A 20,359-nucleotide genomic window follows, 5' to 3' on the forward strand; every position below is an offset into this window, starting at 1 on the left:
ATGGATCCAGCCTGGACCCCGGTGTTCGACTGACCGCCGGCCACCTGGACAACGGAGCCGCCGATAGCAACACCGGTCTGGTTGAGCGAGTTGTTCTGAAGAAGAGTCTGGGTCAACGTCGGGATCGAGATCGAAGCAACGTTGACAGTACCGCCAGCCACCGCCTCGAGGTCCGTATCGATGAGTTCACGCATCATGATGATTTATCCAAAGAGTTTGTATCTGTGAACAACATCTGGCTCGAAGCGAGCCAGCGCCTCACTGCTCGTGTAGATGCCTGAGGACCGATTTTTTATCTGTGACAGAAATCACCCACCGAACGTCCCTTCGCCAACTCGGAGGCAGCACGGAAGCTGGTCGAGATCGCCACTAGCATCGAGCCCGTGCAAGACGGTCGCATCCATATCGAGAAGATCAACGCGCCGTTGCGAGGAGTTCGGCGCCGGCATCAAGATGGCGGTCGAGCGCGGTTGGCTCGAGTTGCACGAGAGCGGGACCTATGCCCGGCTCCTACAGGCCGAAACCGCCAATTGATGCGTCCTATCGAAGGAAGCCCGCCATTCGCGACGGGCTCAAGGCTAGGGAGGAAACGCGCCCATGAAGACGCGGCAAAAGCCTACGACGAGTCGCGCCAATGCAGTGTGTCGCGATCGACACTGTGGACAACAAAGCGCCCCTAGCGCTACACGCAAGGAATGACAGATCGGGGCTGGGGCGGCCCTTCGAGATCCTTTCAAGGTTGGCGGGCGCAAGCTCGTCACCTTGCGTGACGCCGGCCACCACTACATTGATAAGCTCGGCCTGGATCCATCAGCGGGTTGGCCCATGATTTCACGCCTCATCCACCGCATAAACGGCTTTTAGCCTCTTCTCGATACTTGCAATGCGCCGCAGGCACCTTGTTGTCATCGCATTGCGGCTGTGTGCCTGGATGACTACACGCCAATCGCCATCGGGCTCAGGAATGACTGCAAGCGCCACGCCTATCGGGCAATCGCCGCTATCCCTCAACTCTTCGAGAATGATCCAGCCCAAATCACCGGCAGAAATCGGTGTCTTAGCCATCGAATCCCCCTCAGCCCGGCTACAACCTATACGCGTGCGGTTTCGGCGCAAGTCCGGTCTAATTCGGAGGCCATGGCCCGTTTGCAATGCGGCGCAGGCGCATTGAACGTCGTGCCAAACCGGGCCTGATAAGCCGGCACGCGCGACGCGATCTCGAACTCCTACCGGCCGTAGTTTCCCGGCTGTGTTCATTCGTCGGTCATTAAGCTGTACCAGCTATAGGGGCAGGATGAGCCAAGATGCTGATCCGCGCATCGAAGCCGAAGAGGCGATGCGCAACGCCGTAGCCGCTACCTGCCCGGTCGACCGTTTGAAATGGTTGCGTGTTGCTCTGGCGTGGCAGGACCTTGCCCAGGCTCAGGCCCAGTGCGCCCGCCAACGCGGAGCATCCGCTGCATGAAGCTCACCGCCGAACGTCCTGCGCCAACCCGGAAGCCGCAGCCCGAAATCTACAAACGATTCACATAGGCAAATACAGGCCGAGGGAATGAGAGCCCCTATCGTCGCTGATCGAGTCAGCGATTGGGGAGGAACAATCCTTGAGCGGCGATGCAACTTCACAAGGTAGGTTTGTCATTCGGCAAGGACGCGAAGGTTGGATGGTTTACGATCGAGAGCGTAAGGGGCCGGCGCATATTGGGCCCCGTTTGGCAGCCAATCTGACGATGGAGGAAGCCGAACACTTGATGCAGATCCTGAATACCAACCCGAAAGAAATACCTCGTTCTGAAGTCAGCTGGGAGCCTTTCTGAGCGCACGAAACCCGGAACCTGGGGCCGTGTAATCTGCAGTGGGGAAAACCGATGCCGCTCGCTGCCATTGAGACGTGGCACTACAAGACGGATCTCGATCCGTCGCCGATCGAGCCATCCTGGATCATTGAAGGAAATCCGGAAGCCCGTTCCCGCCTGCTGTCGTCGAGCGCGTGCCACACTGCCCACGCCATGATCTGGTCGTGCACCGAAGGCAAGTTCAACTGGTACTACGATCTCGATGAGACCATCATGATCCTCGAAGGATCAATCGTGCTCGAAATCGACGGCATGCCGCCGAAGCGCTATGGCGTTGGTGACGTGATATTTTTTCGCAGCGGCGCGCGCGCCAAATGGCACGCCGAGGGCTATGTGAAGAAGGTTGCTCTTCGTCCACCTGACCTATCCGATCCCGTTGGGCATCGCGATCCGAGCCTTCAACAAACTCAAGTCGCTGATCGCGCGGAACGCACCCCGGGGCTCGCTTGCGGAGTAAGACCGCACTTCCGCTATTGCTCCCCGACCAAAGCTCCAGCTGCGGTTACGTAGGCCGTAAACCGGATGCCGGGCCGCGCAGAACTTTCCGCCGCGGCTTCCAGATCGACAGGCGAATATCTGTCGATCTACGCAGGGTCGGCTCGAGCGCGCGATCCGGACATGAAGGAGATATTTCTGGCTGATGCTGGATCACATCTCACAAGCAGCGAGCGGCCTGACATTTTTTTCACATTCTAACCTACCGCGAAACGCTAGAGTGGGGTGCGGGTTCGAGCGCCGCTAGGTAAGAGCTCCAAGCTACTAATCATCAGCCACCCACCTGCCGCCACCACGCGTCTCTCCCTATTGGCCGCGGGTCAGTTTCCATGTCCCAAGAGGTCCAATATGCTGGCAACATATCGTACCCTTCGGTGGCTGGGTTTTTCACGCTGGGGGGCCACGCGAAAACTTCTGAAAATCTACTGTGTGACTTTCCAATCGCGACTGTTCTAGACAAGACAGCGGCGCGGGGCCGCCTGAGTGGGCGCCTCGGCGGCTGGTGGAAGTCGGACTTTACATCTGTCGTCTCACACTTTCGAGAAATCGTTGTTTCTCGCCAGGCGCGTAACCTTGGGAAGCTCCATAATACGGTTCATTGTATTGATTGTACGGTGCAGTCCGGTAGTGGATCGGTGGCTCAGGTGGCGCGTACGATCTGGTCACAGCGTACGCGGTTGATCGTGATCCGACTTGGCGAGAATAACGCCGATTGTTCCCTCTCGCAGGCGCCGTCGCACCAGCGTAATACGGGTTGAGGATGCACATCTGACCGTTGGCCGACGCCCTGCATTGGTCCATCGTCGTGTAGCTGCATCTATAGTAAGGGCTGGCTCCGAAAGAGACGACATACAAGCAAACGGGAAAAGCCGGATCATATCTTTGAGCCCGGGCGTGCCCTGCTGTTAAAATGATACCCATCGTCAAAAGCGTCAAAGCCAATGTGCGCATTGGAACTTCCTCCAAATCGGCACAACACCCCTACACCGTTGGCGGTATTGATCCAAGTCAACGCTCACGGAATAGGTTCATGCGCGTGCAGTGAGAGGCGGCCCAGTCTTGCTTCGAGAAGCCTTCCCTGCGCGCAAAAGTCCGACATCCCGTCGTGGCGCACCGCGTCGCCGTCGCTGAGAAACGATTGCGCACGAAAACGGCGATAGAAGAGTCTGCGCTGTCGAGGTGCAAGAGACTGCACCAATGACCAACCTACCGCTCAGTCCACGCGAGAAGCAACTCCTGAGGCGCTTTGTCGCCGGGAAAACGGATGCTCAGATCGCCGAGCGGCTCGGTGGCACCGCAACGCAAGTCGCAGAACAGCGTGTCCGCCTACTTGAAAAGCTGAAGATCAGCGCGCCGGACGAGATCGCCGATGCGGCCGAGCGACTGGCTAGCTGGAGAACCTACAGAGGCATAACGTAGGCACCAGGCGAACAACGCTGGCCGTTGTCCTGTAGTCCGGCGCTGCCGGCGCGCTGTACGGCCTTCCCGGCGAAAGACGCGTCGACCGCAAACCCTAACAGGTCCTAGTTCAAGCATGGTCTAGTTCTCTAAGGATTTGAGCGCGGTGCGCAACGAATTGCATTTGCGTCCGCAGGAATGTTTCCAAGAGTGCGCGAGCCAAAGTTGTGTCATGCCCATGATGTTCAAGGTCTTCGATACGCTGTTCTTGGTCGGAAACATTCTGCTCGCCACGCAACAGGTGGCGCTCAGCTTGTTCAAGATGTTGAAGATGCGGGGACCGATCCATCTTGCTCTCCTCGCTATAGGCGGGAGCGCTAGCGGTCTCTCAGCCACCGGCGCCTACGGACGAAGCCTAGCCGGTGATGCCGAACAATAACGCTTTTGCCGAAACGTTACGAGGAATTCCCTTGTCCACACCACACGGCAAGCTGCGTAGCGGAACTTGGAACCGCACAAGGGAACGCTTTCGTCGATTGACGTTTGTCTCAACGAGGCAGAACGACGCGAGGGGTGGAACAGATGGCCCACCACAACGAACCTTCCTTGAAGGACTGCCGAGTTCTTATTGTCGAGGATGAGTATCTTATCGGAGACGACCTCGCGAACGCTCTCCGGGCGCTCGGTGCTCATGTGGTCGGGCCGGTCACTGAACTCGCCGACGCGATGTCTGTCGAGCACGATTGTTTCGATGTCGCCGTGGTCGATATCAACCTGCGCGGTTGGTCATCCCTTCCGGTCGCGGACGAATTCATGCGTGTCGGAAAGCCCTTCATTTTCACGACTGGCTACGGTGTCGAGATCATCCCCGAGCGCTTCCAGCATGTGCGACGATGGGAGAAGCCGTATGAGATCGAGAACGTCACGGCTGATGTCGCCGAACTGTGTGGCGAACGTTCTCTTTGATGCGCGAAACGCCGGTGATGGCGGACCGTCCGCAGGGTCGTCCTGGTCCTCCGGCGCGCGTGAAAATGCGGGTTACGTGCGACCGCCTCTATTGAGAATATCTGCCGCGAATCCGTGGATGCAGTTGCGGGTTAGGCAACAGTCTGCCAAGGACGCGTTCTCATAAATCGAGATGGGGGCGTGTCCGCCATGCCCCCATAGCAGTTAAACGGCGTCGCGCCGCTCAGTACGGATAGTACCCGCCGGGGCAGGCATAGTTGCCGTACGCGTCGTAGCCGCAGCCGCCGCGGTAGTAGGACCCCGCCGCAGCCGCGCCGACCGCAGCCGCACCCACTGCCGCCGCACCGACCCCGTAGCGGTAGCCGCGATACGCCCCTGCATACGCACCCCGATAGCCGTAGCGCCCGCCGCGCACAGCGACAGCGCCGCCCCGGTATCCGCGAGCCGCGACTGCGCCCCCGCGGTAGCCTCCTGCTCGCACGGCACCGCCGTGGAAGCCTCCGGCGCGCATGCCGCCGCCGCGACCGCCGCGGGCGAATGCGTCATCGGGAGTGAAGGTGACCAGCAGCGTGGCTGCGGCTGCCGAAGCGATGAGAATTCGACGCAACATTAGCGTACTCCTTCTTCGAGAGAGGAAGCCGCGGACACCTGCATCGCGTTGACCGCGGGTCCGCCCGAAGTCTCGCGCGCTGGAGCTTCGCACCTTTGACCTGGATCAATCCTCACGTTCATCTTCGTGAACGACTGCTCCATCGACCGCCTTCACGCTGACGCCGCAATTGGAGTATCCTGCCGGGACGAACAGGAATGACGCTGATGACCGAGGTCGTCACCGACGGGGCTATCTCTCGACGGCGGTCCATCATGCGCGAGACCGTCAGCGCGTCGGCACTCGCACTGCACCTCGATTGCAGCCGGCAAGCTCGAATCGGAAGGCGTGATCCAGCGGCATGGTCAGGGCTTCCCGCTGGACCAGAGCCGTGTTGCGTACCTGCGGCACCTGCGGCGCGAACACAAGCACTCACCCCGCACGGAAGCCGACGCTGATCACGTCAACGCCAAGACCGAACTGCTGCAGATCAAGATTGAGGAGAAGAAGCGCACCTTGGTGCGGCGTGACGCGGCCGACGAACTGATCGATCAGATCGCGGGCACCGTCCTGACGCATCTGTCCGGCATGGCGGCGCGCTGCTCGCGCGACACGACGGTCAGGCGCAACATCGACGCGGTCGTGGATCTGGTCTGGCGCGAGATCGCGGCAGCCTGTCTTACCAAGGCGGGCGAGTGGAACGAGCCATCACTCGCTGCGCAGGACCGACGCTCCGGCATCGCTCTGCTGCGGGTCGCCTTATCATACCGCGCTTAACTATTGTACCATCTCGCACACAAAAGGCGGTGCGCGATGTGGCGTATGTCGAACACGCAAGCGCTGATCTTCGTCGCGGCGGTCGTCGTCATGGTCGCGCTGGCGGTTTGGTGGCTGGCGCTGTAGCCAGCGATCGAGGCGCCAATATGCTGGCTCATCTCCGGAATTGCGCGCGTGGTTCAACGGCCTGAGCAGCGGCATGGGGCCGTGCTGCTCGGTCGCCGATGGCCGAACGATCGCCGACGCCGACTGGATCAGCAGCGCCGGTCACCTTCGCGTCCGCGTGCCGCGCAGCGATGCCGATGACAGCGAGCTGGTGTGGGTCGATGTGCCCGACGAGGCGGTCATCACCGCGCCGAACCGGGCGGGGCGAACGATCGTGTGGCCGCTCTGGGCCCTCGGCTAGCGTCTCGATCCGCTGCTTTATGCCGGGAAGCATGACGTAGATCGCTGCTTGCTGCGGACAGCGGGACAAGGGACAAATCCCCTTTTAGGCGGCGCGGCCATTGGCCCCAAAACAGGGGGGCGCGGTAAGCCGCGGCAATTTCGGAGCATGCCACCGCCGCGCCACCAAATCGCCTAACGACTCAACGACGCAAGTTGCAGCGGGCGGGGCGATGCGCACGGGTGCAGTATGATGCGCTGGTCCAATCTATTTCTGGCGGTCCTGAGTGGGCTGACGGCTACGACGTTCCTACTTGGCGCGGTCCTCACTCGAAATATTGTTGTGTCAGAACGCAGCAAGGCCCGGACCCTGACCAATATTGAGAACGGTGGCCGAGCCAACTTGGATTTTGGTGTCGCAGACCTCCGAGGGTCGCTGCCGTAGGAAGTTGATCACCGCGGCGTTAGGACCCGGAGCGGCCAGTCGTCGCAGCGAAGCCAGCCGCCATCACCGCGCTCGCGGAGATGGGCAAGCAGTTGCGCGCGGTAGCCCCGCTCCATCGCTGGGGCTGGGGGCTGAAAGCAGTGGAGCGGGGAGTCCGGGGCTTCGGTCGGACCAGCGCGGAATCGATCGATGTCCAAGACGCAATCGATTTGCGCTCGCGATTCTGGCGAGCTGGCGGCCGACACATGGCGCCAATCGTTCAGACTATGAAAAACCTAACAGGTGTTGCCGCCGTGCAATTTGCAAAGCCACATTGCTGCCCCACTATCGACCTTAGCCGGTCATGATTTGACCAGCGGGACTGACTGGCTAGGCTCGGCACATTCTTCGGCGGGGGCAGTGTGCCGGGCCGCCCGCCTGTTAATGCCGTCCCATACCACCGACAAAATCCTCATCGAGCCGCTCGCCGGCGATCACGGTCGGGCGCAGCCGAAACACTCGCTCTGATAGATTAGGACCCATTTGCGCTGCCTAAACGTTATGAGGCCATGGGCGGATCCGGAGGGGATCGCGGTGGACCGAACAGAACGGTTCTTTGCTGGAATGGCCGTCCTGGGCGGAATTTGCTTGTGCGCTGCGTTCGCCGTGTGGATGCTCGGTCTGTAATTCGAGATACTAGCGGGGAGGAATTAGGACAGTGCTGCGATCAGTAATTTACCGGAATCCCCTCGGTGCAGTGCTGCCTCTAAGGTGACCACTGCCGGGGCTGAGTATTTCATCCCGATGAAGATTGTACCGGCCGCCAAGGGGCCGCTTTCAGAGCGGCCCCTTCCGATTCCAACATCCACGGAGGCGGTGTGAGTGTTCCTCTAGGCGAACACGCCGTTCTCATTCAGCCATTTGCAACCCCCGCCCTTCTCCTCAAGGTAGTTCTAGTTAGGGTAGCTCAAGCGACGGAGCCAACCATGCAGTTGTTCTGGGCCGAGAAGGTCATAGAAGCTAAAAGCGCGTCGACAGAGCCGTGTTCAACGTGCAGCGAGAAGCTGGAGTTGGTCCGAACCATTGTGGACGCTGGCACGGGCAACATCATCCACATGTTCAGATGCTCGTGCGGAGAGCGGACGTGGCGGGACGATACCGACCACTCTGAACGACATGCCGACCGGCTGTCTAACCGCAGCGTCATGCATTGAGTGCGAAGCGCCGGGAGGCGCGCACCTGATAACGCGCGCCTCCCTTGAAATCGTCAGGGTACGAGTGGTCCGTTGCCTTCACTAGCGCGGTTAGCTGCTGATGGGCCTTTACTCGCGAACGTCTAGACCATCAGACCATCGCACCGCTTTTCAACACCGGAAGGTTGAGGGCACAATCGCGCTAGGAAGGTCGCGGGTGCGTTCTGGCGTTGCGGTGGGTGACGCCGGGAATGGCGGACCCTCCGCAATGGTCGTCCGGGTCCTCTGATTTCTGCCGAAAAGCGGGGTACGCGCGACCACGTTTATTCAGGATATTTGGTTCGATCCGTGGTTGCAGTTACAGGGAAGGCGGTGCGTCTTACTCAGCGTCCGCTATGCCCCCAATAGCGACCAAATTCGGCATCGCCGCGAAATGACGCGAAGGGCCAACAGCGGAAATCTGGCTTCTAAAGCCGAAACCAGGGGATTGTGAGATAAGCGCAAGCGATCATCGCCATTGGGGGAACGACCCACGCACACCATGCCCAGAACGGGGACAGGCGAGCCGGCAGAAGCGCGGCAACTATGCCAACAACGAGCGCGCCGACAGCGGCGGAAGCAGTCCACCCGTACCAGTACATCTCGGGCGCGAGGAAATCCAAGACGGGATCGGCAACATCCCGGGAACGATGCAGACCGAGAAGGACGATGCCTTGCGCGGGATAAACGGTAAACAGCGCAAGCCCGCGGGCATGTGCAATAGCGTAAAAGAGCGCGAAAGCTGCCCCATAAGCAAAAGCGAACCGCGGAAACATCGAGTTGGACATTACGATCCGAAGCCTCCGATGTTGTTCATAACGTGACCAACGAGAAAGGCCCACCAGACGATGAATGCAAGGAGTAAGGTCAGGGCAGTGCGTAGCTGATAGCTGCGACCATCAACCGGCTGATGCCAGCACGACCAGTATGCGGGCAGCACCCCCAAGCCGATGGCGGTGAAATCCTCCTTGAGATCAAAGAAACCCAGCGCATGCCAATGGTGATCGCGTTCCAAACTTGGCTGAACATCGACCTTGAAATACAGGTAGACGACAGCGCCGAGCAGCCACGAGATCACATACAGAACGACGATTGCATTGGTGAAGCCTGCACCTCGCACCGCGCGAAACCGGCCGAAGAACGAATACGGCTTCGCCCTGGCCGGCGCGCATGTTGCCAATGTCTGATGCGTGATCGCACCAAGCAAGGCCACCGTGACCAAGCCGTGCAGGATGAGAATTATTGTCCCCACAGGTTACGACCGTTGCTCTACGAGAACAGTGCCTCGGATGCGAACGGCTCAGCCGAGCCGGGCCGGTAACGTGTCAGGTTGAATTTTGTCTTCTCGTCTGGTGCGACATCGACCAACGCGTAGTTGTATTCCAGTTGCGGGGGTTTGCCCTTCCAATAGAGGTCCGGTGGATAGTTGCTCGGCACCTTGATGCTCGTGCGGCCGGGAAGGATAGGGTCTTGCTCCGCGCCGCCCCCACCAAGAACCAGGTATTTCACGCCATCGACGTCATACAGCTCAGTAGTATGCACGTGTCCGTTGAAGACGACCAACTCCAAATCCTTGGCATAGGCCGCGATGGTCTTGTGGGGATTATCAGGCTCCGGAATGGGACCGAGACCTGCGCGGCAGAAGACCGGATAGTGGAAGGTAATGAATGCCTTTTTGATTCCCTTGGCTTTTGCGTCGTCCAGCCACTGTTGCAATTGCACCATTTGCTCGGTGTATTTTGGTCGGTCCGCATCCCAGAGCGACGGTGAGCGGTAGTCATATTTTCCGCTCCACAAGAAGATGAATCTTATGTCTCGGAAATCGAATTTGTAGATCAACCGCTCCGGCGTCACACCGAGCTTTTTCAGATAAGGCACCGCATCAAGCGTCCCTTCAATTTTTGGATCGCCCCACACTTCGTGATTGCCGACCGACATGAACCACCGTCCTTCGAGCCCTGCGGCACGCATCTCGGAATCTGGCCCCGGCAGTAGCTTGAGCATGGTATCGTTTACGCGCTTCCAGTACGGACTGTCGCTGACTGAGCGGCCCTGGTTGCCCCACCAGACGACGTCGCCGCTGTTGACCACAAATTTGGCGCGCCCGGCCTGCATGTGCTGCACGATTTCGCGAGAGACCCAATCGCCGCCTTCGAGTTGGAAAATGTCCCGGTGCACTCCGGGAAGCAGTTTGACGTCTTCGACAGTTGCACGGGTCACCCAACCCTGATCCACCGACAACGTCATGACCTCGCTCCGCGACATGAAGGGCATGACCACTTGCCTAAGCTCCTTGGTGACGGGGTCGAAGATCATTTTCACGTCGCGCTTCACGACTGCTTCCGCGACCTTTTCCGGCATGACCAAGCCGAACATCTCCACGAAGAGCTCGACGAGGTCGGTACGCCCTTCCTTGACGGGCAGGTACATCATGGGTCGCGAGTCGCCGCAGACGACAAAAGAGAAGCCGGGATTTGTCTGTTGCGCTGCCGCGTCCTTGACCGCCACGAGCGAGGACACCATTGGAAGCATAGCGAGGCCCGAGAGCAGGCCCCTCCTATTCAATCCGCCTTTTCGATGAGCCGAACTCACGTCGCTGAAGACAAGGTGCCCGTCCATCTGGCCGCTCCATCCGTCTATTCGCGCCATTTCACCCGATCGGCGTTGCCGCTGCAGGTACGAACGCCAGCCGCCCAAGGGTGCTGCAATCACGGATAGCCGAACCGTATTCGTGCGCTATGCAACTTCGGCAGATTGGTGGTCTTCTAAGTGCCTTTGCTCGGGATGACCGTTTGCTTTGTTCCGATGTCCGAGTTGGGTCACGAGCGTCGTGTTCTGCAAAAGACGGCTGCCTACCAACTTCCGCTATGCCCCGTTAGCGACCTACTTGGTATCGCGATGCAATATGTCGCGACGGGCCAGACTCGGACATGGCCATTTATTCGATCACCTCGTCGGCACGGGCGAGCAACGCGGGCGGTACTGTCAGGCCCAGCGCCTTTGCGGTCTTGAGATTGATCTTGAGTTCGATCTTCGTTGACTGCTGGACCGGCATATCGGACGGCTTCTCGCCCTTGAGAATTCTGCCGGTGTACACACCAGCCAGCCGGAACGGCTCGTCGATGCTGCTTCCATAGCTAATCAGGCCGCCGGCCGCGGCAAATTCAAGATTGCTGGAGATGGCAGGGATCGCATGGCGCAGCGCAAGCATAGCCAATCGTTCGCTCCGGGCAGTGAACAATCCATCGGTGGCGATCAGCAGTGCGGCGGCGTGCAATTGGATTAGCGATGAAAAGACCTTATCAAGTTCATCTTCGCTGGTTGCCTTTAGAACGTGCAGCTCAAGCCCGAGGACGCGCGCCGCCTCCAACAGATCTCTCGATTCGATCTGCGCAAGCGGAGTGGAGGGATTGACAATCAGTGCGAAGACGGTTGCGCTGGGCATCAGTTCGTGGAGGAGCTGGAGCCGCTTCGGCCCAACCTCAACCGTCAAGTTGGTGACCCCCGTGATATTGCCGCCGGGCCGGCTAAGGCTGGCGACAAGGCCAAGTTGCACCGGGTCGCCGCCGACGAAGAACACGATTGGGATCGTCGTGGTTGAGGCCTTCGCGGCAAGGGCGGCTGGGGTGTTGCCGGGGGCTGCCAAGACGTTGATCCCAAGGCTGACCAGCTCGTCGGCCAGCTTGGGCAATCGCTCGGTGTGGAATTCGGCCCTGCGAATTTCGATTGTTGCGTCGCGGCCCTCGACAATTCCGGTTTCTGCAAGGCCTTGGCGGAACGAACGGAGGCGATCTGGGCCCACCCCGGCAGAGCCAAAGACGAGATATCCGATCACCGGCATTCTCGCCTGCTGCGCCCGGGCGCCGACATAGCTTGCCACGGTCGCGCCGCCGAGAAATGTGATGAACTCGCGTCGTCGCATATGCCCCCTCCGAGAGCGGGCCTTGCGCAATCCCGAAACTATAGCAGGTTCGAGCGGCAAATGGCGCGAAACGACGCCGGAAACTGATCAGGCTCCAATTTCCGAGATGGGTCACAAGCGGCGGTCGAGGCAAGCACACTCCGGCGTCCGGTTTACCGCCGACAGCCGACATCACAACGGCTTAAGCGCTGTTCGGCTTGGGGCCAGAAGGAGACCTGCTATCAACGTCAGCTTTCGGCGTAAGGGGGCCATGGCTTCGCGCTTTGGGAATCGTTATCTGTATCTCGGGTCTTTGTGATTGCTGCTCTCTGAAAAGGCTGCTGTTCCCCGCTCGTTACCCCAAATCTTGTTTCCAGCCCGCTTCGGATGCTCGCGAAAGTACTTATTCCGCTCTGTGAAGTACCTGTCGATCGCTGCCTTCGCTTCTCCCACAGATGAGTAGTCGCTATTGTGAAGAATGGCTCGGGCCATTCCGCTGAAGACGGCTTCAACGACGTTCAGGAATTGCGCACCCGCCGGCAGTGGCGCGGTCGCGACGCGGGTAGAGCCCGTCACCTCCGCCATCACATTGTTAGATACGATCCGACACGTGAGTTGCTTGGACATGTGCCAGGAAGCAGCATCCCAGGATAGATACAGTCGCGACAAATGGCGATTTTGAGCGAGCAGCAAGTCCAGTAGCTTGATTATTTCTGCCGTGTTCTTCTTGTCTGAGTAAAAATGGGTAACTTGATTAGTGGAGAGCTCGAGGGCGGCGGTGATGATCACAACTCCCTTCGATTTTTGCCACTGAGGCACGGTTGCCTCCTCGCCAGGAGCTACGAGCTTACGTCCACCGCGCTTTAAGACCGCGACCGGCCCAAATTCATCAATCGAGAAAAACCCCTCATCCTCCCTTAAGCCTTGAAGTATGGATTTCACGCTATCCAGCTTGGTTCGATACTCGGGGTCTTTGCTTGTTAGGACCTGCTTGGCTTTCATCCATCGATACCCTGCCGCTTTAATGATGGATTGAATGTCCCGCTTGCTCAGCCTGACACCCGTCGCGTTCAGGGCTTCCTGAAGATTATCGCTCTTCCATGTTGCTCTATTGAAGCCAAAGCCGGACGGTGGAGAATGCAGTACTTTGAACACAGCCTCTCTTGCTTGGGTCGCTTCCGCTTCTGACTTCACCCGGTGTTTCGGGCCACGTCGTCGCGGGAACAGATCAGTTGTCAGCCCGCTCGCCCGATAGCGGTTATAGTATTTCCGGAAGGTCTGTGAGCAGGTTCCGTGGTACGCGTAGAAGTCGCGCACACTGCTGAACGCTCTGGACCTTCCCGTCTTGACGGCCTCATATTGCGCAATGAGCATGCGCCATTGGCGAAGATAATTTCTTTCGATCGTTCGATCGGCTCTCATTGATGCGCTCCTCACTGAACCACAAGAGGAAGCCGAGCCCGTGAACAAGGCGGTCCATCCTGAGCGGCGAGCATGGACGCTATTGACGCAAGAGCGGAAGATTTCTGACCGGTGGAGGTCGCCTAAGGGTCATTCGCAACTGGTTCAGCCAGCAGCAAGTCCGGGTGTCGTCCGCTATGCCGCCCGAAGCGGACGTTCACGGCATTTTGTGTCAGCGCCTGCGCTTCGGCGTCCAGCCGGACTGGTAGATCAGACATTCGCTACGAGCGAAAACAAGTGTGAGTAACCAGTACCGGTACCTGACCGCACTCAATCCCGGGTGAGCGCCCGGGGGCCCCCTACCCCTCAGCGATAGCTAGCCACCGCCAGAGCCGTTCGACGGATGCGCATGGCGGCAGGCCATCCATCCTGCGGCTGATGTCGCCCAGCGCGCTCTCCAGAAGTTGGGCTCACCTTGTGGTTTTGCCTCGTGCCTGATCTTGTTCGACCAGAACGTGGCGCAGTTGAGCATACCTTGCTTTGTAGCCGGGTTTGAACCACCTCAGTTCAGTTGGCCCCTCAGCCTCTTTGTCCCAAACAAACCAGGCATAGGCAGTCGCACCGCTGCCTTTCGGCTCGACACCGCTTGGGTAAAAGGTAATGCGCTCACTGAAAACCCAGACGCGAGCGGGTGGCATTTTGGAAAAGATCGTATTCGCTCGGTTCGCACCTTCTAAGAAGGCCAACCGTAGGAGAAGAGCGAGCTTTCGCTTCGCCAGCTTGACGCCGCTCGCGACAAAACCCTCGGCGCAGTTATAGGGCGGATTGGTGATGACGTTGTCGGTCGTCCGCTCTGCACGGAGAAAGTCAACACCGGCTTCTCCATATCCACGATCATACAAGTCCGAACTGCGAACAGGTTGGCAAGTCTGCTCCAGCACGCGGGACATGCTGCCATCACCGCATGCGCACTCCCAAATTTCGCCGTTGAACTTTTCATTATCGATCAATGCGAACGTTGCCCAAGCTGGCGTCGGGAAAAAGTCCGGTCCACCGAGGTCAGCGAACCTCTTCGCTGTCGGCTTGAAGCCGCCGTTCAAATTGTAAGTGAGATCGGTCACGCGAGATCTCCTTGCTGGAATAGCCAGAGTATCAGACTCCTTGATCTCGCAATTCCACAAGGCGCTTCTGTGAGTCAAATTGACTCACCCCTTCCCCATCAAGCATTGCTTCCGATCGCGACCTGCCTGGCCCTTGATCGCAATATCCAAATGCTGATCGAAATGGGAAATCTGCTAGGGCGTGTACTCATCGACTCGCAGATGTCCGATCTTGAGAGCTAAGCGGAAATATTCCGCTCGGTCAGAGTATTACCGGTTTTGACCCAACTGAGACATTGGCGCGGGGCTTTTGTCCCGCGCTTAGGACCATGGCGGCTCTTCGCTCGCCCCGGCTGACTCGTGGTGGATCGTGACACCCGCCGAACGCAAGCCGGTCAGCAATACAGTTCTCACAGAGGCAGGATCGAATCCAATGTCCTTGGCGTTTGGTGGATGTGCCTCGCTGCCCTTCAATCGGAGCGCCAAGTGCAATTGCTCGCAAAGGTGCTGAACGGCGAGATTGATCTGATCGTCAGTCATGATCTGCTTTTCCTGCTACCATTTGGCCATCCGACTAGGTAGCACACATGAAAATAGGGCGGTACGGGATTGGACCGCCCCGGGGATCAACCCCATGCGACTACCATGGGCAGCTCCAAATGGTCCGCCTATCGGGGCAGACTGGAAGTGACTGACGGGCGACTAGAACGACGCTTTTGAAGCGATCGACGGTGGACAATGCATGAGGTCGAGGCAATCTCAGCTCACAGGCTCAAGTGCAACTTCAGGCAAGGATCAGCGACCGGGCAAGGAGGGCGATGCCACAGACAATGAGAACAACGCCGGCAAACCGGGCGACAGTAACTCCGCTTGGCAGCACTTTTTGCACAAGCACAATAGTCGCAAGGAACGCCACCCAGATCAGATTCATGACGCCCCCGACGAAAAGCAGGAGCATCAGCGCCCAGCAACAGCCGACGCAGTAGACGCCGTGCTCCACGCCCATGCGAAACGCCCCCAATTGGCCCGGGCGCATGTGACGCGGGATCCACTCGAGCGGCGACCGGCAATGGACGAGGCAGCGCTCCTTCAGCGGCGTGAACTCGAAGAGCCCCGCCGCGATGAACACTGCGCCACCAAGCACGGCACTCGTCGTCGCCATTTGCATGGATATGAGGCCGGTGTGCGACAGCACCGTCTGCGCCGCCGCCGCGGCGATTGAGAATGCGCTCCAGATGGCGAAGTAGCCGGCTATGAAGGAAGCGATCCGGTTCGCCGCAGTGCGCTTACGCTCCAACGCAGAGAAGAGCAGGATGGTCGGCGCCGCGCTCGGCATCATCATGCCGACCATCATCATCGCCCACATCAGCGCGACCAGGAAGAAATTGACTGTCGCATCCGCAATCTCCGCCGCTCTCGGACTCAGAGCGGCGCCGAGCATTGTCGACACGGCATCTCCGACCGGCATCCCCATCATCCGCGCCGCCATACCCTCCATCGTCTCCATCTGCAGCGATAGATGGATCAAGAAGAGCCAGGACAGCAGGCACAAGCCGATAAGGCTCGTTGCGACGAGCCTGTCGCGCCTCAGGGCGGATTCAAGCGTACTGCCTGTCAAAGCCTGTGCTCAGTGTATGACCCCGTTTGGCCCCATGTGCAGCATGCAGAAATGCGCGTGGCGGCCAGTCCAGTCATTCTCAATTGTGCCCATGGTCTTCGCCGTGCTACTCGCAAATTCCGCCTCGATATATTCGAAGCCGTGCGGCAGCACGAGCTTGGCTCGATGTTCTTCGCCGCTGACGGGATTGCGGATCGGCTCGCTCTTGACGTCAATGATTCCGGCGACCGAGAAATGGCCTCTCCGCTTCTCTTGGTCGACTTCGAACTCGATCGGCGCGAACACCGGCTCGTGGAAGGTCTCGGTCATCGCCGCGACAACGTTGAAGATAGTCGCGAACGGTGCAGTTTCCTGCCCGGTCAGGATCTTCAGGAGGGCTTCGCGCTGTTGCTTGTCGGCCCGCTCGTCGATGATAGCCAAGGCTTCGCCGTGCCCCTCATGAATGGCTCCCGGCCAGGCAAGGATCGCGGCAGCCTTCAGTCCATCCAGTCGGACCTCGCCGAAATGACCCTCGTCTACGCGCAGGGCCACGACCGCGCGGCAGTTGCCTCTTGTCGGCCGCGCATCGAACTGGCAGGGGCAACCCCAGTCGCAGTTGCAGGTGCCTAGCTCCGGTCCTTTGATCATCCAATCGACGTAGGCCATGGCAATCCTCCGATGGTTGACGATAGCTGACGAAGGAACTTCAATTTTGCCACAGGCGGCGGAAGCGATCCAGTGCCCGCTGCAGTGAGCGGACAAAGAGTCTCGTCGGACCGACACGGTTGACCCTATGCGCACCTGCCTCAGTGTCTGCTCTTGCGCCACAGTTGGAAAGTGACGGAGCGAGTGCCTCAATAGCATGGGGCTTTGCTGCGGTGCATGAGCCCGTTAATGGCCCTTCTGCGACCTCAGGCAATGTCCGCTCTTCCGCCGCTGTTGGGGGTTGAGCGGACATCAGTCGGCCAAGCCGCTTACTGAGGACACGCCCTAGTACTCAAGTGCCTCGCGGAAAATGATGTAGAAGACGTGCCACAGTAACCGGTACCGGTACCTTGGTCGCTTCAATCCCGACTTCGGCGCCGCGCTATGCCCTTTGGGACGGACCTATCACGTTCTTGACCACCATGGCTGCGATGCCCGCGAGCACAGCCTTTGCCATTGGGGACGCCAGGATGTCGGTGATCGGATTAGACGTTGACGCTTGCTCCTGAGGCTGAGGGTCGCCTCCGCCGAGCATATCCCGGAGCTGCCCTGGCGTCTTATGCAGATCAGTAAGCACCTGGCCCAGTTCCTTCGGTTCGGGCGCCACCTTTCCGGGCAGCGTTACGCCACGAGCGGCAGCGCGGTCCTGCAGCATCTTTACGAACTCCGCTCGTTCTTCCGGCGACAGTTTGCTCAGCGCCTCTTGCGCCGCCTGAGCGTACCGGTCTGGCGGGACAGCGTGTGACACTTCAGCATACCGCTTCAGAACCTCTTGATCGGAGTAACCTTGGGACGGGTCTCCTTGTTCGTATCGATCTACGAAATCGCTGTACTCTTTCTTGCGTGGCCCACCGGCGAGTAACTCGTCAAGGAATCCCATGTGCAGCACTCCCTTTTTGCATCAGTCGCCGCCACGACGACCTGATCGAATTGTCAAGTCCATGGTGTTCTAGCCGCCTTGTTGAAGCCGCGGCGGTTTCCTCCAGACTGACTGGAGATCGGCAGCTATTCCATGAAGGGCAGAGAACCGGCGTTTGATCTGGATCAATGTACTGACACTTGCGACAAACCGTCCCTTTGGACAACCGGTAGCGGTGCCTGATCGCGGGGGGTGGGATCCGTCCCAGCTCGCGACTTCACGCGCTAGCGGCGGCGATACCCACTCAAAGCAGTGGCTCACGGCACGGGTCGTACTCTGGTCGCGAGCACTTGTATCAAAGGACAATTGCACTTTCTGGTGTTGTCCCGTTCCATGAGCACGCTGCATCACCAGCCCGATACGCCTTCCTCAGCAATTCTGCCGCTATTTGTGGCACTGCTGTTGAGGATCACAGATGGCGTCGTGCTGGCACAGGGGTGGCACGCATGACATCGATGGAAGACTTCATCCACAATGAGAATCTGATCATCTTCAGAAGACGGCTTGCCGATCCGAACATCACGGACAAACAGCGACAGATGCTCACAGGGCTGTTAGCGCGAGCGCAGGCACGAGACGTTCACGAAAAACAAGGCGAGCCCGAGGATCGGTAAGCGCGCCAGACTACGGGACTGGCAACCGGCGAGGAAGGCCATGTCTATGGGCGATCTGTTCCTCACGACGGCGTTTTCCTGACTGAGGTCGGAATTTTTATCGCGTTGGGCCTGTTCTGACAGCAGCGCTAACGTAGCGGTTATTCGCGAAGCGGCACCCGCGACGCACCCTATCAGCGATCATTGCGGAAGGCGCGGCGTCGACGTGCGGCCCGACTTCAGCTGGAATAGGCCTGTGGTCCCGGCTATGGGATACCGATGAAGCTCACCACAGAACGGCCCTACGCTCGCCGCCGGCATCGAGCAAACTGTCTCAAAAGACAAATGGCGGATTGCCTCCCATTGTTCCTCGTGAGGCACACCGGAATAGCTTTCGCGAAGCCTGTTTGGCTTCCATGCAGTTTGCGGGTCTAGGGTGCCGCCTTCGGTGAAGAATGCGTTGGCACCTGCGGCCGATACTTCGGCCAGTCCGTACCCATGGGCAGCGCAAAGCTTCGCCAAGGCTGTCAAGGAAGCGCCGTGATACCAGCCGCGCGGGTGCTTTTCGTGTCGATCGAACGCGGGATCGTAGGGCACCGTAATTGGCGCCAAGCCAAGGCTGGAATTGTATTCGACGCAGATTACAGACGGCCGAGTATCGATCAGCTCACGCAGGAACCAGAAATCATTGCCGTCGACATCGATCGATAGGACTCCGATCTTGGGGAATGCACTCTTGATAAATTCAAGATTATCGACGGTCAGGAAGCGCTCCTCGATCTTGATCCGATCGGGAAGAATGGCGCGCGCGTCCGCGATCTGACGAGCATTGCCGTCGACCAGAAGGCCGTGCCAGTCCGGGTTTTGGGCGAGCCCGATGCAGTTGAACTGGACGGGATGAAACCCGAACTCAACGAACGTTTTCGTCAGAATGCCGCGAGTGAGGCGATCAAGAATTTGCGTCTCATCAGATTGCCCGCGCGCGCGAAGCATCTGCGTACGATAATACAGCCGCCGCAATAGCGCGCTGTTGCGGAACAAGTTTCGCATTTCATCCCCGGCACTCTTCGCAGCCGCGTTCAACACGGCTTGCAACTGTTTCTTCTAGCTAGCTCAAATCGCGGGACCGAAGCCCCGCATTTTCGTCCCTCTACCAGGGAAGAAAGGTCGCTATAAACACAAGCAGGGCAATGCCGACCAGCATCTCGGCAAAGCGCACGACGGATTTCGCTGAAAGCCTCAACATGGCTGTCGGGTCCGTTCACTTACTCTGACAAAGCCGTGCCTCGATTGCCTCGACCGCCATCTGACAGTCTTCGGCGACCTGCAAGAGACCGGCGCGCTCAAGATCCATCGAAGCGAACTCTGCATGCTCCCGGCAGATTCGCTCCAGCCTCCGCAATTCATTTAGCTTCTTTAGCTCGGCCTGATTGTTCTTCTTCATTCCCTCAGCCCTCGAGGGATGGCTACCAACAGGTACGAGTTCGGCAAATAGCACCTTAGGTCAATACGCCAGAGTTCCATATAATGGCCCGCCAGCGTGAACCGGCGGGCCTCTCTGCTCTATCGATATTGCTCAGGCATCAGGGCGCTGTAGAGCCTAGCGAGCGCGAGGCTTCCCTTGATCGCCCATGCTGCGAGCCTAATCCGCGCTCGCATGACTAGAGCCCGGATCAGGCGCATAGCTCAGGCTCCCGGCCGTCATGCTCGTGCTCGCGATCTTCACAGCCGCCCATGCAGCGCCAGTTCGGCGACTAGTTCGGGCGGTAACGGAATATCGAACTGGACTCCCGTCTTTTGCCTGCGCATCGACAGCTTGCCGCTCTTGACGTGCTGGCGTCCCATCCTGACGGCATCGGCTCGCGCGTGCCCAGTTTGTAGGATCAGCTCGAGCGCAAGCCTCGCGGGCGGCGTGCCTGTATTGGGCACGCTCCATCATAGGCGCGGCCGAAGCGTCTAAGCAGAACAGAGCCAACTAGCTCGGCACAGGACGTAGCGCGCGCCTGATGCGCGCGCCCGACG

22 protein-coding genes and 2 pseudogenes are annotated in these 20,359 nt (G+C 59.1%); 7 read left to right on the plus strand and 17 right to left on the minus strand.

Annotated features, from left to right (window positions below; genetic code table 11):
• Together YUU_RS53340 and YUU_RS0139565 are read right to left on the minus strand one after the other, a co-directional pair.
• On the minus strand, window positions 1–197 hold a 197-nt coding region (locus YUU_RS53340), incomplete at its 3' end, for a hypothetical protein (protein WP_035664642.1).
• Window positions 198–831: 634 nt separating this feature from the next.
• On the minus strand, window positions 832–1,065 hold the full coding sequence (locus YUU_RS0139565) for a hypothetical protein (protein WP_156944780.1): 234 nt from the start codon (window positions 1,063–1,065) through the stop codon (window positions 832–834).
• A 539-nt stretch (window positions 1,066–1,604) separates the two neighbouring features.
• Here YUU_RS0139565 and YUU_RS57345 point away from each other — a divergent pair.
• Both YUU_RS57345 and YUU_RS53345 read left to right on the plus strand, forming a co-directional pair.
• Window positions 1,605–1,817, plus strand: coding sequence for a hypothetical protein (locus YUU_RS57345; RefSeq protein WP_198031918.1), 213 nt, complete (start codon window positions 1,605–1,607; stop codon window positions 1,815–1,817).
• 51 nt (window positions 1,818–1,868) lie between these two features.
• A pseudogene (locus YUU_RS53345) lies at window positions 1,869–2,313 on the plus strand (cupin domain-containing protein).
• A gap of 554 nt (window positions 2,314–2,867) precedes the next feature.
• Here YUU_RS53345 and YUU_RS57350 read toward each other — a convergent pair.
• Complete coding sequence (locus tag YUU_RS57350; RefSeq protein ID WP_084801771.1) at window positions 2,868–3,302, minus strand: DUF3551 domain-containing protein; 435 nt, start codon at window positions 3,300–3,302, stop codon at window positions 2,868–2,870.
• Between the two features lie 246 nt (window positions 3,303–3,548).
• On the opposite strand from YUU_RS57350, the gene YUU_RS0139575 reads away from it, so the two are divergent.
• Window positions 3,549–3,770 (plus strand): LuxR C-terminal-related transcriptional regulator, encoded by a 222-nt coding sequence (locus YUU_RS0139575; RefSeq protein WP_027527240.1) that lies wholly within the window; start codon window positions 3,549–3,551, stop codon window positions 3,768–3,770.
• Window positions 3,771–3,879: 109 nt separating this feature from the next.
• Here YUU_RS0139575 and YUU_RS57355 read toward each other — a convergent pair whose 3' ends face one another.
• Window positions 3,880–4,098, minus strand: a complete 219-nt coding sequence (locus YUU_RS57355) for a hypothetical protein (RefSeq protein ID WP_084801773.1) — start codon at window positions 4,096–4,098, stop codon at window positions 3,880–3,882.
• Between the two features lie 233 nt (window positions 4,099–4,331).
• Between YUU_RS57355 and YUU_RS53350 the strand changes: the two genes are divergently transcribed.
• Window positions 4,332–4,715: a response regulator gene (locus tag YUU_RS53350; RefSeq protein ID WP_035664646.1), complete on the plus strand. Its 384-nt coding sequence runs from the start codon at window positions 4,332–4,334 to the stop codon at window positions 4,713–4,715.
• Window positions 4,716–4,938: 223 nt separating this feature from the next.
• On the opposite strand, the gene YUU_RS0139590 is transcribed toward YUU_RS53350, so the two are convergent.
• Window positions 4,939–5,325: a hypothetical protein gene (locus YUU_RS0139590; protein ID WP_027527242.1), complete on the minus strand. Its 387-nt coding sequence runs from the start codon at window positions 5,323–5,325 to the stop codon at window positions 4,939–4,941.
• A 327-nt stretch (window positions 5,326–5,652) separates the two neighbouring features.
• On the opposite strand from YUU_RS0139590, the gene YUU_RS0139595 reads away from it, so the two are divergent.
• Window positions 5,653–6,081: a hypothetical protein gene (locus YUU_RS0139595; RefSeq protein WP_027527243.1), complete on the plus strand. Its 429-nt coding sequence runs from the start codon at window positions 5,653–5,655 to the stop codon at window positions 6,079–6,081.
• 130 nt (window positions 6,082–6,211) lie between these two features.
• Window positions 6,212–6,527 (plus strand): annotated as a pseudogene (locus tag YUU_RS53355) (hypothetical protein); the annotation flags it as partial.
• Between the two features lie 2,022 nt (window positions 6,528–8,549).
• Here the strand turns inward: YUU_RS53355 and YUU_RS0139620 are convergent.
• The 9 genes from YUU_RS0139620 to YUU_RS55455 form a co-directional block, all read right to left on the minus strand.
• A complete protein-coding gene (locus tag YUU_RS0139620) occupies window positions 8,550–8,909 on the minus strand; it encodes a hypothetical protein (protein WP_027527245.1) in 360 nt (119 codons plus the stop codon).
• Window positions 8,909–9,334, minus strand: coding sequence for a hypothetical protein (locus YUU_RS0139625; RefSeq protein ID WP_210164188.1), 426 nt, complete (start codon window positions 9,332–9,334; stop codon window positions 8,909–8,911). Before YUU_RS0139625 ends, YUU_RS0139620 begins: the two co-directional genes overlap by 1 nt.
• 56 nt (window positions 9,335–9,390) lie before the next feature.
• Window positions 9,391–10,740 (minus strand): metallophosphoesterase, encoded by a 1,350-nt coding sequence (locus YUU_RS0139630; protein WP_245288247.1) that lies wholly within the window; start codon window positions 10,738–10,740, stop codon window positions 9,391–9,393.
• 319 nt (window positions 10,741–11,059) lie between these two features.
• The gene (locus YUU_RS0139635) at window positions 11,060–12,043 is read right to left on the minus strand and encodes an ABC transporter substrate-binding protein (protein WP_027527248.1); all 984 of its coding nucleotides are present in this window, start codon (window positions 12,041–12,043) and stop codon (window positions 11,060–11,062) included.
• 273 nt (window positions 12,044–12,316) lie between these two features.
• Entirely contained in the window at window positions 12,317–13,444 is a 1,128-nt protein-coding gene (locus YUU_RS0139640; protein WP_245288248.1) for an IS630 family transposase, read from the minus strand.
• Between the two features lie 449 nt (window positions 13,445–13,893).
• Window positions 13,894–14,544, minus strand: coding sequence for a hypothetical protein (locus YUU_RS53360; RefSeq protein ID WP_051390145.1), 651 nt, complete (start codon window positions 14,542–14,544; stop codon window positions 13,894–13,896).
• 763 nt (window positions 14,545–15,307) lie between these two features.
• The gene (locus YUU_RS0139660; protein ID WP_198031915.1) at window positions 15,308–15,880 is read right to left on the minus strand and encodes a DUF2182 domain-containing protein; all 573 of its coding nucleotides are present in this window, start codon (window positions 15,878–15,880) and stop codon (window positions 15,308–15,310) included.
• A gap of 270 nt (window positions 15,881–16,150) precedes the next feature.
• Window positions 16,151–16,786 (minus strand): DUF1326 domain-containing protein, encoded by a 636-nt coding sequence (locus tag YUU_RS0139665; RefSeq protein WP_027527251.1) that lies wholly within the window; start codon window positions 16,784–16,786, stop codon window positions 16,151–16,153.
• A 421-nt stretch (window positions 16,787–17,207) separates the two neighbouring features.
• On the minus strand, window positions 17,208–17,705 hold the full coding sequence (locus YUU_RS55455) for a hypothetical protein (protein ID WP_051390146.1): 498 nt from the start codon (window positions 17,703–17,705) through the stop codon (window positions 17,208–17,210).
• Between the two features lie 485 nt (window positions 17,706–18,190).
• Between YUU_RS55455 and YUU_RS59420 the strand changes: the two genes are divergently transcribed.
• Complete coding sequence (locus YUU_RS59420; RefSeq protein WP_156944782.1) at window positions 18,191–18,358, plus strand: hypothetical protein; 168 nt, start codon at window positions 18,191–18,193, stop codon at window positions 18,356–18,358.
• A gap of 180 nt (window positions 18,359–18,538) precedes the next feature.
• Here the strand turns inward: YUU_RS59420 and YUU_RS53370 are convergent, their stop codons facing one another.
• The 3 genes from YUU_RS53370 to YUU_RS0139700 all read right to left on the minus strand — a co-directional run bounded on the left by YUU_RS53370 (window position 18,539) and on the right by YUU_RS0139700 (window position 20,266).
• On the minus strand, window positions 18,539–19,423 hold the full coding sequence (locus tag YUU_RS53370) for a hypothetical protein (protein ID WP_371260559.1): 885 nt from the start codon (window positions 19,421–19,423) through the stop codon (window positions 18,539–18,541).
• A 175-nt stretch (window positions 19,424–19,598) separates the two neighbouring features.
• A complete protein-coding gene (locus YUU_RS53375) occupies window positions 19,599–19,781 on the minus strand; it encodes a hypothetical protein (protein WP_035664644.1) in 183 nt (60 codons plus the stop codon).
• 278 nt (window positions 19,782–20,059) lie between these two features.
• Window positions 20,060–20,266 (minus strand): hypothetical protein, encoded by a 207-nt coding sequence (locus tag YUU_RS0139700; RefSeq protein ID WP_027527253.1) that lies wholly within the window; start codon window positions 20,264–20,266, stop codon window positions 20,060–20,062.
• Between the last annotated feature and the right edge of the window lie 93 nt (window positions 20,267–20,359).

The organism is Bradyrhizobium sp. Ec3.3 (assembly GCF_000472925.1).
Lineage (GTDB): Bacteria > Pseudomonadota > Alphaproteobacteria > Rhizobiales > Xanthobacteraceae > Bradyrhizobium.

Coding starts and splice junctions, on each gene's coding strand:
- YUU_RS0139565 (WP_156944780.1), bottom strand. CDS start 1,065: ATGGCTAAGACACCGATTTCTGCCGGTGATTTGGGCTGGATCATTCTC.
- YUU_RS57350 (WP_084801771.1), bottom strand. CDS start 3,302: ATGCGCACATTGGCTTTGACGCTTTTGACGATGGGTATCATTTTAACA.
- YUU_RS0139575 (WP_027527240.1), top strand. CDS start 3,549: ATGACCAACCTACCGCTCAGTCCACGCGAGAAGCAACTCCTGAGGCGC.
- YUU_RS57355 (WP_084801773.1), bottom strand. CDS start 4,098: ATGGATCGGTCCCCGCATCTTCAACATCTTGAACAAGCTGAGCGCCAC.
- YUU_RS53350 (WP_035664646.1), top strand. CDS start 4,332: ATGGCCCACCACAACGAACCTTCCTTGAAGGACTGCCGAGTTCTTATT.
- YUU_RS0139590 (WP_027527242.1), bottom strand. CDS start 5,325: ATGTTGCGTCGAATTCTCATCGCTTCGGCAGCCGCAGCCACGCTGCTG.
- YUU_RS0139620 (WP_027527245.1), bottom strand. CDS start 8,909: ATGTCCAACTCGATGTTTCCGCGGTTCGCTTTTGCTTATGGGGCAGCT.
- YUU_RS0139630 (WP_245288247.1), bottom strand. CDS start 10,740: ATGGACGGGCACCTTGTCTTCAGCGACGTGAGTTCGGCTCATCGAAAA.
- YUU_RS0139635 (WP_027527248.1), bottom strand. CDS start 12,043: ATGCGACGACGCGAGTTCATCACATTTCTCGGCGGCGCGACCGTGGCA.
- YUU_RS0139640 (WP_245288248.1), bottom strand. CDS start 13,444: ATGAGAGCCGATCGAACGATCGAAAGAAATTATCTTCGCCAATGGCGC.
- YUU_RS0139660 (WP_198031915.1), bottom strand. CDS start 15,880: ATGATGATGGTCGGCATGATGATGCCGAGCGCGGCGCCGACCATCCTG.
- YUU_RS0139665 (WP_027527251.1), bottom strand. CDS start 16,786: ATGGCCTACGTCGATTGGATGATCAAAGGACCGGAGCTAGGCACCTGC.
- YUU_RS55455 (WP_051390146.1), bottom strand. CDS start 17,705: ATGGGATTCCTTGACGAGTTACTCGCCGGTGGGCCACGCAAGAAAGAG.
- YUU_RS59420 (WP_156944782.1), top strand. CDS start 18,191: ATGACATCGATGGAAGACTTCATCCACAATGAGAATCTGATCATCTTC.
- YUU_RS53375 (WP_035664644.1), bottom strand. CDS start 19,781: ATGAAGAAGAACAATCAGGCCGAGCTAAAGAAGCTAAATGAATTGCGG.